16 protein-coding genes are annotated in these 14,558 nt (G+C 63.1%); 4 read left to right on the top strand and 12 right to left on the bottom strand.

Features of this window, described 5'->3' with window-relative positions:
- Positions 1–61: 61 nt before the first annotated feature.
- Positions 62–538: a hypothetical protein gene (locus ACB033_RS07810; RefSeq protein ID WP_139725509.1), complete on the top strand. Its 477-nt coding sequence runs from the start codon at positions 62–64 to the stop codon at positions 536–538.
- Positions 538–2,187: a diguanylate cyclase domain-containing protein gene (locus ACB033_RS07815; RefSeq protein ID WP_371140430.1), complete on the top strand. Its 1,650-nt coding sequence runs from the start codon at positions 538–540 to the stop codon at positions 2,185–2,187. Before ACB033_RS07810 ends, ACB033_RS07815 begins: the two co-directional genes overlap by 1 nt.
- 86 nt (positions 2,188–2,273) lie before the next feature.
- On the opposite strand, the gene ACB033_RS07820 is transcribed toward ACB033_RS07815, so the two are convergent.
- From ACB033_RS07820 to ACB033_RS07850, 7 genes are all read right to left on the bottom strand, one after another.
- A complete protein-coding gene (locus tag ACB033_RS07820) occupies positions 2,274–3,278 on the bottom strand; it encodes a substrate-binding domain-containing protein (protein ID WP_139725511.1) in 1,005 nt (334 codons plus the stop codon).
- A complete protein-coding gene (rbsK, locus tag ACB033_RS07825) occupies positions 3,278–4,210 on the bottom strand; it encodes a ribokinase (RefSeq protein ID WP_139725512.1) in 933 nt (310 codons plus the stop codon). Before rbsK ends, ACB033_RS07820 begins: the two co-directional genes overlap by 1 nt.
- A 107-nt stretch (positions 4,211–4,317) precedes the next feature.
- Positions 4,318–5,193, bottom strand: coding sequence for a ribose ABC transporter substrate-binding protein RbsB (gene rbsB, locus ACB033_RS07830; RefSeq protein ID WP_010634030.1), 876 nt, complete (start codon positions 5,191–5,193; stop codon positions 4,318–4,320).
- A gap of 21 nt (positions 5,194–5,214) precedes the next feature.
- On the bottom strand, positions 5,215–6,180 hold the full coding sequence (gene rbsC / locus ACB033_RS07835; RefSeq protein ID WP_017782888.1) for a ribose ABC transporter permease: 966 nt from the start codon (positions 6,178–6,180) through the stop codon (positions 5,215–5,217).
- On the bottom strand, positions 6,177–7,709 hold the full coding sequence (gene rbsA, locus ACB033_RS07840; RefSeq protein WP_371140431.1) for a ribose ABC transporter ATP-binding protein RbsA: 1,533 nt from the start codon (positions 7,707–7,709) through the stop codon (positions 6,177–6,179). Before rbsA ends, rbsC begins: the two co-directional genes overlap by 4 nt.
- 18 nt (positions 7,710–7,727) lie before the next feature.
- Entirely contained in the window at positions 7,728–8,147 is a 420-nt protein-coding gene (gene rbsD / locus ACB033_RS07845; RefSeq protein ID WP_371140432.1) for a D-ribose pyranase, read from the bottom strand.
- A 205-nt stretch (positions 8,148–8,352) separates the two neighbouring features.
- Positions 8,353–8,970 carry a glutathione S-transferase family protein gene (locus tag ACB033_RS07850; RefSeq protein ID WP_371140433.1) on the bottom strand — a complete coding sequence of 206 codons (618 nt, stop codon included), beginning with the start codon at positions 8,968–8,970 and terminating at the stop codon, positions 8,353–8,355.
- A 268-nt stretch (positions 8,971–9,238) separates the two neighbouring features.
- Between ACB033_RS07850 and ACB033_RS07855 the strand changes: the two genes are divergently transcribed.
- Entirely contained in the window at positions 9,239–9,976 is a 738-nt protein-coding gene (locus tag ACB033_RS07855; RefSeq protein WP_172442765.1) for a hypothetical protein, read from the top strand.
- 72 nt (positions 9,977–10,048) lie between these two features.
- Entirely contained in the window at positions 10,049–10,726 is a 678-nt protein-coding gene (locus tag ACB033_RS07860; protein WP_371140434.1) for a DUF2987 domain-containing protein, read from the top strand.
- A gap of 83 nt (positions 10,727–10,809) precedes the next feature.
- Here the strand turns inward: ACB033_RS07860 and ttcA are convergent, their stop codons facing one another.
- The 5 genes from ttcA to ccoS form a co-directional block, all read right to left on the bottom strand.
- Positions 10,810–11,718 carry a tRNA 2-thiocytidine(32) synthetase TtcA gene (gene ttcA / locus ACB033_RS07865; RefSeq protein ID WP_005300763.1) on the bottom strand — a complete coding sequence of 303 codons (909 nt, stop codon included), beginning with the start codon at positions 11,716–11,718 and terminating at the stop codon, positions 10,810–10,812.
- Between the two features lie 67 nt (positions 11,719–11,785).
- Positions 11,786–12,730 (bottom strand): universal stress protein UspE, encoded by a 945-nt coding sequence (gene uspE / locus ACB033_RS07870; RefSeq protein WP_017764530.1) that lies wholly within the window; start codon positions 12,728–12,730, stop codon positions 11,786–11,788.
- A gap of 134 nt (positions 12,731–12,864) precedes the next feature.
- Positions 12,865–13,620, bottom strand: a complete 756-nt coding sequence (locus ACB033_RS07875; protein ID WP_005300768.1) for an FNR family transcription factor — start codon at positions 13,618–13,620, stop codon at positions 12,865–12,867.
- A 68-nt stretch (positions 13,621–13,688) separates the two neighbouring features.
- Positions 13,689–14,375 (bottom strand): sulfite exporter TauE/SafE family protein, encoded by a 687-nt coding sequence (locus tag ACB033_RS07880; protein ID WP_139725518.1) that lies wholly within the window; start codon positions 14,373–14,375, stop codon positions 13,689–13,691.
- On the bottom strand, positions 14,359–14,550 hold the full coding sequence (ccoS, locus tag ACB033_RS07885) for a cbb3-type cytochrome oxidase assembly protein CcoS (RefSeq protein ID WP_005300771.1): 192 nt from the start codon (positions 14,548–14,550) through the stop codon (positions 14,359–14,361). Before ccoS ends, ACB033_RS07880 begins: the two co-directional genes overlap by 17 nt.
- Between the last annotated feature and the right edge of the window lie 8 nt (positions 14,551–14,558).

Raw genomic sequence — 14,558 nt, forward strand, 5'->3', positions numbered from 1 at the left:
ATGAACCGGTGAAATCGCCACACTGGCAGCCAAAAAATGGGACGCAGTTGGCGCAACTTACATGATCACTCTCAAGCAATGGCTCGCTTTTTCCCTCCTGATGCTGGCCTGTGCCGGCGCATCGGCACAGGCCTCCCTGATGACCCTGGTGTTGCCAGGTGGCCAGCAAGTGGCCCTCGATGAGGCGACCCTCTCCGCCTTGCCACAGACCGAGTTCACCACCACCACCCCCTGGACCCAGGGTTCCCACCACTATCGCGGGCCGACCCTGGCAACCGTACTGGCGGCACAAGGGATCCAGGATGCCCGCAAGATCGCCGTCTCGGCCCTCAACGGTTATCAACAGGTGGTGGATCTGGCCCTGTTCGACGGCGTGCCGCTGACCCTGGTGCGTGCGGAGGACGGCAAGCCGCTGACCCGGCGCAACAAGGGGCCGCTCTGGTTGCTTATTCCGTTTACCAGCTATCCCAAGCTGGACGTGCCCGCCATCCACAACTGCATGGTGTGGCAGGTGACCCGCATCGAGATCGTCGATTGATGGGGCTATCCCGCCACAAACTGCTGCTGGTGGCGGTCTCGATGCTGTTTCTGCTCTCGTCGGGCAGCAGCCTCTATCTGCAGCATCGCCAGGAGCAGCTGGTCGACACCTTCTATCGCAACATCCACTGGAACATCAGCCAGGTGATGCTCGAATCCCAGCGTTTCCTCGCCGATCTGCGGCTCTATCGGGTCGGCCAAGTGGAGATGGAGACCCTGAGCCTCGATTACGATCTGCTGTGGAACCGGCTCGACATCTTTCTCATCAGCAGTGAAACCGCCGAGGCGCGCGAGCGGCACGGGCTTGGCAGGGCGCTGGCCGGACTGTTCGAGCAGATCAAGCGACTCGAGCCCCAAATGGTGGCAGGGGAGCTGCGGGAAGGGGCCCAACTCGCCCGCCTGCAGGAGGCGATCGCCAGCCAGACCCGGCTCATCGAGCAGATAGGCAACCAAATCCTCTCCGGTCAGGAGCGGGAACGTTCGGTGAGCCAGATCCGCAGCAGCCTGTTCTGGTTGCAGATCTGGCAGTTGATCCTGCTGCTGACCGGCGGTGCCCTGGTGGCCGCCCTCATTCGCGCCAATCTGGCGAATCGCCGGCTCGCCCTGCTCGACCCCCTGACCCGGCTTGGCAACCGCCGCGCCCTGCAGGAACAGCTCTCCCGCGCCCTGCATGCCGGCGAGGCGAGCGCCCTGGTGGTGCTCGATCTCAAACGCTTCAAGCAGGTCAATGATCTGCTCGGCTATCAGGTCGGTGATCGGCTGTTGCAGACGGTGGCTGACAAGCTGCAGCAAGCCCACGGCAGTCACGCCTACCGGCTCGGTGGTGATGAGTTCGCCGTAGTGCTGACCACGGCGGACGGGACGCTGGAAGCGCGCATCCACCAGCTGATGAGCCTGCTCCACTTCGAGTTCGTGACCCGGGAGTGCAGCTTCGAGCTGGCCTGCCGGCTCGGGGTGGCCAGAGCGCAGCAGCAAGATGCCGGCCAGCTGCTGGATCAGGCCATCCTGGCTCTCAATCAGACCAAGCGCAGCCAGGAGGGGGATATCAGCTGGTTTGCGCCGGCCATGCTGCAGCAGTTGCAGTTGACCCAGCACCAACTGCATCAGCTGCGCGACTGGCTGGCCGGGCGCGAGCCGGCGCCGCTGCGGGTGGCACTGCAGGCGATGACGGATGAACAGGGCAACGGCCTGTGGCAACTGGCGCTCTACTGGCAAGAGCAGGACACGCCCTGTCCTATGCGCTGGCTGCAGGAGTGCGGCGTGCTGGGCCCCGTGCTGGCCCGGCTGCTGCAGGCGCGCGAGACGCTGCGTGGCGATGATTGTGCCTTGTTGGTCCAGCTCGACAATCAGCTTCAGCTGGCCCAGGTGCTGGCCTGTCTGCCGGGGGCATCCCGCACGCCGCTGGTGCTGCTGGTGCCGGCATTGCAACCGGATACTGCCTTGCTAGCGGGATTGCGGCAGCAGGGTTGCACCCTGGCGCTCAGAGACATTGGCAGCGCCACCCCGGCGCAGCTGGCGGCCGGCTGGCCTGTGCGCTACTGGTTGCCGCAGGATGATGAACATGGCGAGTTGTTGCAGCCGCTGGCCCGGAGACTGGGGCTGGTGCAACTGCAGGTGCTGGCGGGCAGTGAGGCAAGGCAGCTGGCTTGAGCACAAAGAGCGGTATTGAACCTGCCAGAGACAAAACGCAGCAAGGCGACCCCAGGGTCGCCTTGTTTTTTTATTGAGCGTGTATGTCAGGGACGGGGAGCGCAAGAATCTCTGATCACCAGGTCAGGGTCAACGGTGATCAGGTGGTCCGCCAGCGCCTCGCCGTTGATGCGCGCCAGCAGCCGGGTGACGGCGAGGCGGCCCAGCTCCTCTTTCGGCTGATTGACGGTGGTGAGCGGCGGCGACATGAATTCGGCCAGCGCCACGTTGTCATAGCCGACGATGGAGAGATCCCGCGGGATCACCAGCCCCGCCTGATGCGCGGCGCTGATGGCCCCCATCGCCATCATGTCGTTGCAGACGAACAGCGCGCTGGGGCGCTCGGGCAGCGCCAGCAGGCGGCGCATCGCTTGATGGCCGCTGGCGCAGTCAAAGTCACCCTCCTGGATCCAGTGCGGATTGACGGTAAGACCGGCCTCCTGCATCGCCTGCTCGAAGCCCGCCTGACGCTGGTTAGCGGGGGCGCGGCTGTGGGGGCCCGTGATGCAGCCGATGGCGGTGTGACCCAGCCCCAGCAGGTGGCGGGTCGCCAGGTAGCCGCCGCGATGGGAGTTGTCGGCGATGAGGTCCACGTCGGCACTCTCCATCCCCCAGTCCATCACCACCACCGGCAGGCTCTTGAGCCAGTCGAGCTGGTTGAACACCTCCTGCTGTCCCTCGCTGCACATGATGAGCAGACCGTCGACCCGCTTGCGCAGCATCATCTTGAGGTAGGAGAGGGCGGTCTCGGCCTGCCCCTCGGTGTTGCCCAGCATCAGGTTGTAGCCCTGCTCGAAGCAGTAACGCTCCACCCCGCGCACCACCTCGGCAAAGAAGGGGTTGCTGGAGGTGGTGACCAGCATGCCGATACTGTTGGTCTCCTTCACCTTGAGGCTACGGGCCACCAGGCTCGGGGCATAGTTGAGATCACGCATGGCGGCGAAGACCCGCTCGCGGGTCTCCTCGGCGACGAAACGGGTCTCGTTGATGACGTGGGAGACGGTGGTGGTCGACACCCCCGCCAGCGCCGCCACCTCCTTGATATTGGCCATCAGTGCCCCTGTACAGTCTGCTCAAGCAGGAAGGCGTCGACCTCCTGCTTGCTCGGGATGGAGCTCTGGGCACCAAACCGGGTGACGGAGAGCGCCGCGGCGCCGTGGGCAAAGCGCACGGCCGCGTCAAAGTCGGCGCCGGCGAGCTCGGCCGCCAAGAGGGCGCCGTTGAAGGTATCGCCGGCCGCCGTGGTGTCCACTGCTTTCACCCGAAAACCCGGGATGAGCGCTTGCTGCTGCCCCTTGCTGCAATAGACCCCTTGCGACCCCAGGGTGATCATCACCTCTTCGATGCCCATCTGGTGGAAACGGGCGGCCGCCTCGGCAGCGCTCGCCTCGTCGGTGACCTTGACGCCGGTCAGCAGCTCCGCTTCGGTCTGGTTGGGGGTGATGAGGTCGACCAGTGCCAGCAGCTCGCTCGAGAGCGGACGAGCGGGGGCGGGGTTGAGCACCACCCGGGTGCCGTGGGCACGGGCCTGGCGGGCGGCCTCCAGCACGCTCTCCAGTGGCACTTCCAGCTGCAGCAGCAGGGTGTGGGCGGCGGCTATCATCGCTTCATGGCCTTTCACCACGGCCGGGGTGAGGGCGCCGTTGGCTTCGGCGGAGATGCCGATGCTGTTCTCCCCCTCATCGCTCACATAGATGATGGCGATGCCGGTCGGGAGCTTGGGGTCGAGCTCGACGGCGTTCACATCGATGCCGTCTTTAGCAAAGCCGGTCTTCATCTGGTGGCCGATGGCGTCATCGCCGATGCGGGCGATAAAGGAGACTTGTGCACCTAACCGGGCGGCGGCTACCGCCTGGTTGGCGCCCTTGCCACCGGGCACCACTTGATAGCTGTGGCCGGTCAGGGTTTCACCCGGGCGAGGAAAGTGGGGAACGCGCAGCACGTGGTCTGCATTGACACTGCCCAGAACGACGAGACGATTCATGTTGAGTACTCCTGATGCATCTTGGCATGGACACGAAAGCCGGATCCAGGCCGGGAGGCACCGTAAACCCTGAGTGAAAAGGGGGAGGCGAACCTCCCCCCGTCAACTTACTTGCTGACCACTTGCAGCGGAACCGGGATGGATTTTTCCACCGGCTGGCCCTTGAGCACCTTGTCGGCGGTTTCCACGCCAATGGCGCCGATCAGGGCGGGCTGCTGGGCCACGGTGGCGGCCAGTTTACCCTTGGCCACGGCGGCCTTGCCATCGTCGGTGCCGTCGAAGCCGACGATCATCACCTCTTTGCCAGCGGCCTGCACGGCGCGGATGGCACCCAGCGCCATCTCGTCGTTCTGGGCGAACACTGCCTGCACGCTCGGGTGAGCGGCCAGCAGGTTCTCCATGACGTTCAGACCCTTGGTGCGGTCAAAGTCGGCGGGCTGGGAGGCCAGCACTTCCAGCTTGTTGGCGGCCACGGCCAGGGCAAAGCCTTCGCCGCGGTCACGGGCGGCGGAGGTACCGGCGATCCCTTCCAGCTGGATCACCTTGGCACCGGCACCCAGCTTCTGGGTGATGAAATCGCCGGCCAGTTTGCCACCTGCCACGTTGTCGGAGGCGATGTGGGCCTTGACGTCACCCTGCGCCGCGCCGCGGTCCAGGGTCAGCACCGGGATGTTGGCCTTGTTGGCGAGGCGAATGGCGTTGCCCACCGCTTCGGAGTCGGTCGGGTTGATCAGGATGGCGTTGACCTTGCGCACGGTGAGATCTTCCATGTTGGAGAGCTCCTTGGCCGGGTCATTCTGGGAGTCCAGCACCACCAGCTCGTAGCCAAGCTCCTTGGCCTTGGCTTCGGCCCCTTCCTTCATGGTGACGAAGAAGGGGTTGTTGAGGGTGGAGACCACCATGGCCAGGGTGTGATCGGCGGCCTGGGCGGTGCCCAGCACGGACATGATGGCGGCAGCGAGCAGGGTATTGAGCTTTTTCATCATTTCATTCCTTGTGTGTGCTTACTTGCTTTTGTTATCGATCATCACGGCGAGCAAAATCACGCTGGCCTTGGCGATCATCTGGTAATAGGACGAGACGTCGAGCAGGTTGAGGGCATTGTTGAGGAAGCCGATGATGAGCGCCCCGATCAGGGTACCCATGATGCGGCCCTTGCCCCCCATCAGGCTGGTGCCGCCCAGTACCACGGCGGCGATGGCATCCAGCTCGTAACCCATGCCGGCGGTCGGCTGGGCGGAGGAGAGACGTGAAGTGACGATGAGCCCGGCCAGTGCCGACAGCATGCCGCACAGACCATACACCGCGAGCTTCACCCGATCCACATTGATGCCGGAGAGGCGGGTGGCCGATTCGTTGCCGCCGAGGGCATAGATGTAGCGGCCCAGGCGAGTGTGGTTGAGCATGAACCAGGCCAGCAGGAAGACGATGGCCATCAGCCAGATAGGCACCGGCAGGCCGAACAGGTAACCGGTACCCAGCCAGGCGAAGTGATCGGCACCGTCACTGAAACCGGTGGAGATGGGGCGCCCCTCGGTATAGACCATGGTGACGCCGCGCAGGGCGGTCATGGTGACCAGGGTGGCGATGAAGGCCTGCACCTTGCCCTTGGCAATGATGAGGCCGCTGATGCCGCCAAGCAGGGCACCGGCCCCCAGGGTGAGGGGGATCACCAGCATGATGGGCAGCTCCATGGCCACCATGGTGGCGGCCAGGGCGCCGCACAGGGCCAGCACCGAGCCGACCGACAGATCGATGCCGGCGGTGAGGATGACCAGCGTCATGCCGACCGCCATGATGGCGTTGACCGAGGTCTGGCGCAGGATGTTGAGCAGGTTGTCGGCGGTGAAGAAGTTGGGGCTGAGGAAGGAGACCACGCCGATCAGCACCAGCAGCGCCACCAGCGATTTGTTCTCGATCCACCACGCCTTGCTCATGATGCCGCGGCGGGAAAGGGTTTGGGTTGTCATTGTGCTGCCTCTTGCTCTGCTTGCCACTGTTTGCCGACTGCTGCCGCCATCAGTTTTTCCTGATTGGCGTCGCGGGTATTGAACTCTGCGCTGATGCGCCCTTCGTGCATCACCAGGATGCGATCACTCATGCCGAGCACTTCCGGCATCTCGGAGGAGACCAGGATGATGCTCATCCCCTCCTTCTTGAACTGGTTGATGAGCTGGTAGATCTCCTTCTTGGCGCCGACATCGACGCCGCGGGTCGGCTCATCCAGGATCAGCACCTTGGGCCTTGTCAGCAGCCCCTTGGCGATGGCCACCTTCTGCTGGTTGCCGCCGGAGAGCAGTTTTATCAGCTGATCTTGACTGGGGGTCTTGATGTTGAACAGGCGCACGTAGTCGCCCACCGCCTGGCGTTCGGCCTGGCCGTCAATCTTGCCACCACGGATGAACTCGCCGAGGGCGCACAGGCTCATGTTTTCACGCACCGACAGCTCCAGCACCAGGCCGTCACCCTTGCGATCCTCGGAGATGTAGGCGATGCCGGCCGCCAGGCCATCGGCCGGGCTTCTGGGGGCCAGTGCGCGGCCATCCACGGTCACCTGGCCAGCGCTGATGGGGCTGGCACCGTAGATGAGCTTCATCAGCTCGGTACGGCCGGATCCCATCAGGCCGCTGAAGCCCAGAATTTCCCCCTGGCGCAGGGAGAAGCTCACCCCGCGCACGCCGGGGCCGGCCAGATCCTTGACCTGCAGGCTGACCGGGCCGAGCTCGCGCATCAGACGCGGGTACTGCTCCTCCAGTCGGCGGCCCACCATCATCTCGATGATCCTGTCTTCGTCGAGATCGCTCACCGCCTGCTCGCCGATCCACTTGCCATCGCGCAGCACGGTGACCCGATCGCAGATCTCGAAGATCTCTTTCAGACGGTGGGAGATGTAGACGATGCCGCAGCCCTGCTCACGCAGCTCGCGGATAACCTTGAACAGCTGCTCGGTCTCGGTGTCGGTCAGCGCATCGGTGGGCTCGTCCATGATGATGACGTTGGCATCAAACGACAGCGCCTTGGCGATCTCCACCATCTGCTGTTCACCGATGGAGAGACTCCCGAGCCGGGTATCCGGGCCGTGTTTGACGCCAAGTCGTGCCAGCAGAGTGCTTGCCCGTTCGCGCAGCTGCTTGTGGTCGATGCTGCCAAAGCGGGTACGGGGCTCGCGGCCGAGGAAGATGTTGGCGGCAATGGAGAGCTCCGGCAGCAGGTTCAGCTCCTGGTGGATGATGCTGATCCCCTGATCCTGGGAGTCGCGGGGCCCTTTGAAGTGAACCGGCTCACCGCGATAACTGATGGTGCCCGCATCGGCCTGATAGATGCCGGTCAGTACCTTCATCAGGGTGGATTTGCCAGCGCCGTTTTCGCCGAGCAGGGCCATCACCTGGCCTGGATAGACCTTGAGGCCCGCCTCATCGAGGGCGCGCACCCCGGGGAAGGTTTTGACGATCCCGGAAAGCGCCAGAATGGGCGAGGGGAGCATATTGGCGTTGCTCATAGCTGCTTCCTTGGGAATTTAAAACGCCACGCCGGCGCAGAGAATGAGGTTGGCGTAGGGGGTCACCTCGCCGCTGCGCACGATGGCCTTGCTCTGGTGGGAGCGAGCTTTGAATTCTTCGTGCAGGCAGTACTCGATGGTGATGGGCTTGCCCTGGGCTGCGGCGTGCGCCTCCAGCTGATCCACCAGCGCCTGATGGGCGGCGGGGCTGATCTGCTTGATCTCGCTTGCCATGATCACCTTCTCCACCACCAGGTCGGTGAGCAGGGCGGTCAGCACGGTTTCAAGGCTCGGCGTCCCCGCCATCAACGCCAGATCGATGCGCTCGGGGCCCGCCGGGATGGGCAGGCCGGCATCGCAGACGGTGATCTCGTCGGTGTGGCCCATCCGTGCCACCAGGGCACTCAGGGGAGCATTGAGCAGTACGCCTCGTTTCATACAGCACCTCGGCAGGCTATGCCCGCGTATCTGATGTTAGCTAGGCAACCGGTTACGCAACCGGTTGCGTCATGAGGTGGAAGATAGGCGTTCAGGCGTTCTGGATCCACCAGGAGATGGCAGAAATGTGAAAACGATCTCAATGGCGAGGGGAAAGCGGGGAAAAAAGGTGCCAGAAGAGCACTGGCACCCGCAACGAGAGGAATTAGAGGGCGAGCCCTTGTTGCACGCCGGGGCGTGCCAGCATGCGCCGATAGTGATCCGCGACCTTGGGAAAGTCGCTGATGGCCACCCCGTCGCCCTCGAGCCAGCTCGCCACCACGAACAGGTAGATGTCGGCCAGGCTGAACCGCTCCCCCAGCACCCAGGGGCCGGCCAGATAGTGGCGCTCTATCTCGGCAAAGCCCTCGCGCATGTTGTGCGGCACCTTGGCCTGCATGGCGGCGATGGCCTGCGGGTCATCGGCCCAGCGGCTACCACGCCGGCCGTGGGCATGGGCGACGTGCACGGTGGCGGCGAGAAAACCGTGCACCTCCTGCATCCTGGCCAGCAGGAAGGGGTCGTCCAGCGGCGCCAGCCCGGCATGGGGAAAACGCTGCGCCACATAGAGCAGCAAGGCCGGCGTCTCGGTGAGCACACCGTGCTCGGTGACCAGAGCCGGGACCCGTCCCTTGGGGTTGATGGCCAGATAGGCGGGGGATCGCTGCTCGCCGGCCGCCAGATCCAGCCGTTTGACAACGTGAGGGGCACCGGCTTCGGTGAGGGCGATACGCACGGCCATGGCGCAGGTGCCGGGCGCGAGATAGAGGGTCAAATAAGACATGAACATCTCCTTGTGAAGCGCGTGCCCCCTGTTATCCCGGGTGGGGCGGGGCGCGCAAAAAAATCCGCACTGTCGCCTGGCATCCTACGCCCCCGGTGGCCGTCGGCCAAGGGCGGGATCCCGGCCAGGACAAGGGGAACTGATGAAATCAAAGGCTTTTTGAGCGCAGACGCGCGGGAAAAACGGCTACGCATGCCGGGTCAAATCGCTATAATGTGCTCCCTGAATAGCGGTCTTTCGGATGTTGGATAGTCAATTGAGTAACAAAATGCGGATAGGTGGTTCCCTCGAACAGTCCCTGAGCCAGGGATATCGTCTCGACCTCAAGGGGGTATTGCAGGAGAGCTGGCAACAGACGCGGCGCACCGGGTTCGGCCTGCTGCTGGCCATCGTCGGGGTAATGGCCATCTGGATACTGTTGAGCAACACCCTGCTGGCCCCTTATGTCAATCAGGAAGGGGGGATGGACGTGGCCCTGGTGCTGAGCCTGCTCATCACCGTCATCATGTCGCCCATGACCTCTTCCCTCGACATGCTGGGGTTGCAACAGTCGGTGGGGGTGCGTGCCCGGCCGAGCCAGGTGTTCGACTTCTTTCGCCACTTCCTGCGCCTTGGCAGCCTGAGCCTGCTCGGCAGCCTCATCACCAGCCTGTTCGGCCCGCTGTTCGAGCTGGTGGGTCTGCCGGTGATGCTGGCCTTCATTCCGTCGGCCCTGATCGGCATGGGGCTGGTGTTTACCGTGCCGCTGGTGCTGGAGCGCGGCCTGTCGCCGGCGCAGGCCATTCTGGTCTCCCTCAAGCTGTTTGCCCGTGGCTGGCCCAGCATAGTGCTGCTGCACGGGGTCATGATGGCGCTCTTCTTCCTGGCGCTGATCCCCATGGGGCTGGGGCTTATCTGGGTGGCGCCGCTCTATTTCAACTGCAAGGGGATCCTCTACCGGGATCTGTGCGGGGTGGCGGTCGAAGTGACCGAGGTGAGCCAGGGCCCCGATCATTTCAACGCCTGACGGGCATGCAGGGCGTCAGACAACAGCAACAGATAGCGGCGCGTGCGGATGCGTGATGCAAAAGGATGGCATATGAACAATCGATACGGGATGGCGGCCGCGCTGCTGATGGCGCCCATGCTGGCAGTGGCACAGCCCTCCCTCGAGCTGCAGTACGGCACCTTCTACAGCCAGATGAAGACCTTCGCCAAAGGGGAGTTCGGCCACGCCAGGCTGGGTTTTTATCTGACCGATCAGCAAAATGGCCGGCGCTGCCTGCTCACTTCGGCCCGGGTTTCGACCCTGGATCGGGACGTGGCGGCTGAGGTGACCATCGACAGCGAATTGCGACTGCCCTATGACGACGACCTTAATCTCGACAAGGCAAGAGTGGTAGTGGGGCTCACCGAGCCTCATGCAGCCTGCGATCTGTCGGTGCAGGTGATGGCCGATGTGCCGCCGCCGGCAGACAGTCGGTGGGAGCTCAAGGTGAGCGAGCTGACGGGGCGCCAGCACGACATGCGGAGCCTGCTGGAGAAGCTGGCCGGCATGGTCGGCAAGTATTTCCTGCCCGAGATGACGGGGGTGAGGGTCAGTCTGGTGCAGCCAAGCGGCACCGCCTACCTCATCGATGGGGCTCGCCAGCTGCCGCTGCCCTGGCAGGAGGGACAACTGCTGCTGAGCAACGCCCAGTTGGCGGAGTTTGCCGAGGGCAAGCTGCAGCTGCAGGGAGAGATCCTGCGACTGACCCCCTGGCTGCACAAGGGCTGATGGGGCCCGGGCCGCTTGCTTGCCGGCATAAAAATAAAAAAGGAGCGCCTAGCGCTCCTTTTTTCATTGGTGATGGTGAGGGCTTAGCGCACCTCAATCACGTCCAGCATGTCCATCTCGTCGATGTCCAGCAGCGGTGCCTTGGGCAGTTCGGGCGGATCAAACGCCTTGTCGCCGCCGTCGATGATGCCGGAGTCGCGGTTGATGCTCTTGAAGTCAAACAGCTTGTGATCGAGCAGGTGGCTCGGGATCACGTCCTGAATGGCGGTGAACATGGTCTCGAGACGACCCGGGAAGCGGCGATCCCACTCCTGCATCATCTGCTTGATGGCCTGGCGCTGCAGGTTCTCCTGGGAGCCGCACAGGTTGCACGGGATGATGGGGAAGGCCTTGACCTCGGCATAGCGCACCAGGTCCTTCTCCTTGCAGTAGGCGAGCGGGCGGATCACCACGTTCTTGCCATCGTCGCTCACCAGCTTGGGCGGCATGGACTTGAGCTTGCCCCCGTAGAACATGTTGAGGAACAGAGTCTCGAGGATGTCGTCGCGGTGGTGGCCCAGGGCAATCTTGGTGCAACCCAGCTCCTGGGCGGTGCGGTAGAGAATGCCGCGGCGCAGGCGGGAGCAGAGGGCGCAGGTGGTCTTGCCCTCCGGCACCTTCTCCTTGACGATGGCGTAGGTATCTTCTTCGACGATCTTGAAGTCGATGCCAAGGGTGCTCAGGTATTCGGGCAGCACGTGCTCGGGGAAGCCGGGCTGCTTCTGATCCAGGTTGACCGCCACCAGATCGAAGTGGATGGGGGCGCTGGCCTTCAGGCTCATCAGAATGTCGAGCATGGCGAAGCTGTCCTTGCCGCCGGACAGGCACACCATGACCTTGTCACCCTCTTCAATCATGTTGAAGTCGGCAATGGCCTGACCTACGTTGCGCCGCAGGCGCTTCTGCAGTTTGTTGAAACTGTATTTTTCTTTGGCGTTAAGCTCTTCTAGCATGACCTGAAACCCGGGACAAAAATAAGCGGCTTATTATAGCCATGTCCCGGGGGAGGGCAAGAAAGGCTTATGCTGGACGGCGGCTATCGACCGGGCAGCTGTAGTCGGCGGGTTTGAGGATCAGCATGTCGCAGGCGAGGCGATCCACCACGTGTTCGGCGGTGTTGCCGAGCAGGGCGGCGGAGAGCCCGGTGCGACCGACGCACCCCATGATCATCAGGGTGGCCTGCAGCTCGCCGGCGAGATCGGGCAGCACCTCTTCGGGCAGGCCTTCCGCCACCCGGGTCCAGAGATGGCCTATGCCGTATTTGTCGGCGTGGCTCAGCAGCAGGCTCTCGTGGTGTTTGCGAATGGCGTCGTTGTAGGCGTTGGGATCAAACTCCGGCAGCTCGATAGCCACGTTGACCGGGGTGCCCGGGTAGGTGTTGACCAGATAGAGGTTGGAGCCGAGCAGCTCGGCGATGGCGATCCCCTCTTCGGTGATCCTCTCGTTGAGCAGCTTCTGATCCTGATCGTCGCTGGAGCAATTGATGGCGGCGATGATGTTGCCACCCCGCTGCCAATGCCCCTCTTTCACCAGCAGCACGGGGCAGGGGCATTTGCGCAGCAGGTGCCAGTCGGTGGGGGTGAAGATGAAGGTTTGCAGGAAGGAGTGGTGGTGGGTGGCCTTGACCACCAGATCGTGGCGCTGCTCCAGCACTTCCTGAATGATGCATTCGAAGGGGCGGTTGTGCCAGACCACCTTGATCTCGCAGTCCAGCCCACGGGCACGGTAGGGTTTGAGTATGTCGTCGAGCCACTCACGGCGCTGGGAAATGACCCCGTGGCGCATCTCTTCCCGCTCATCCACCGACAGCATGGCGGTCATTTCATACGAGAAGTCGTAAATGGTGAGTAACAGGGTCAGCTGCGCCCCTTCATCCAGCTCGGCGACCTTGACCGCACGTTCGAGGGCGATTTGCCGCTCTTCTTCCGGGTTGATGACCACCAGGATTTTTCGGTACTTGACCATGTTCTCCTCCTCCTTGGCAAAAATACCAATGATGGCAGACCTTTAGCCATTACAGCTTAGCTCAGGAGGAGAAGGGGGGACGTGTGCCGGATCAAATTTCGGGGTAAACCGATCCGGCACCGGAGAGAGGAGGCTTAGCCGCAGGGGGGGCGGGTCGCACCGGCCATGACGCCGAGGGCGACGTGATCCAGCACGGTAATGTACTTGCCCTTGACGCTGATGAGGCCTGACTTCTGGAAACGGCCCAGCAGACGGCTGATGGTTTCGACGGTGAGGCCGAGGTAGTTGCCGATGTCACCGCGGGTCATGGAGAGACGGAACTCCTTGGCGGAGAAACCACGCTCGGAGAAGCGCACCGACAGGTTGTGCAGGAAGGCGGCAAGGCGCTCTTCGGCATTCTTCTTGGAGAGCAGCAGGATCATCTCCTGGTCGCCCATGATCTCGTTGCTCATCAGCCGCATGATCTGCTGGCGCAGCTTCGGCATCTTGCCGGAGAGATCGTCGAGCACGTCGAACGGGATCTCGCACACCATGGCGGTTTCCAGCGCCTGGGCGAAGGAGGGGTGCGCCTGCTTGTGGATGGCGTCAAAGCCTACCAGATCGCCAGCCAGGTGGAAGGCGGTGATCTGCTCGTCACCCTGTTCGGTGATGGTGTATGACTTGATGGTCCCGGAACGGATGGCGTAGAGCGATTTGAGCTCGTCGCCGGCCTTGAACAACTCTTCACCCTTTTGGATCGGCTTCTTGCGCTCGATGATGCTGTCCAGCTGATCGAGCTCGTTGTCGTTCAGAGTGAAGGGAATGCAGAGCTGGCTGATGCTGCAATCCTGGCAATGAATTGCACAGCCACCGCTCTGAATACGTCTGCCAGGTTTCTTTTCCGGGATCATAGGCTCATACGAATAATTGATTTATATCAAACAAGTTTACCATCAACTCATCCGTTTTGGATAGGGTTTCAAAAGGATGCAATCCCGATCCAGAGGGTATGCAGCCCGTATGCGATGAGCAGCAGGGCCCCGCCAAGGCGCAAACTGCGCAGGGTCAGCCAGTAGCGCAGCCGATCCGCCAGCCCTCCCAGCGCAAACAGGGTCGGCAGGGTGCCGAGGCCGAAAAAGAGCATGATCAGTGCTCCACCGCCAGCGGATCCCGCCGCTGCGCTCCAGGTCAGCATGGAGTAGACCAGCCCGCAGGGAAGCCAGCCCCACACCATGCCAAACGGCAGTGCCTGCCAGGCCGAGGTGAAGGGGATAAACTTGCCCGCCAGTGGCTTGAGGTGGGGCCACAACCTGGCGCCCATGCGCTCGAGCAGCAACACCCCCTGCCACCAGCCGGCGAGATAGAGCCCGAGGGCAATCATCAGGAAGGCCGCCACCAGCCGCAGGCCGGCGATGGCGTGCTTGCCCGCGCCGAGCTCGCTGGTGGTGGCGAGCAAGCCCCCGACTAGGGCGCCGGCAATCACATAGCTCAGGATCCGGCCGAGGTTGTAGTTGAGCAGGTAACCGAGCCGGCCCCAGAAGTGCTGCTTCTCGGCAGGAATGGCCATGGAGAGGGCGGCGGAGACACCGCCGCACATGCCGATGCAGTGGCCGGCGCCGGCCAGTCCCACCAGCAGGGCGCCCAGCAGATCAAGGGTGGCCGTCATCTTTGTGCTCGTGCTCGGCGTGTTTGGGGGCGGGTTGCTCTTCATCGAACAGGATATTGGAACCCTGGCGGTCGAGGTCTTCAAACTGCTCGGAGCGAATGGCCCAGAAGAAGACGGCGCCGGCGATGATGACGAAGAGGATGGCGATGGGGATGAGGACGAAGATGATGTTCATGCAGCAAA

The organism is Aeromonas sp. S15(2024) (genome assembly GCF_041402265.1).
GTDB lineage: Bacteria > Pseudomonadota > Gammaproteobacteria > Enterobacterales > Aeromonadaceae > Aeromonas > Aeromonas dhakensis.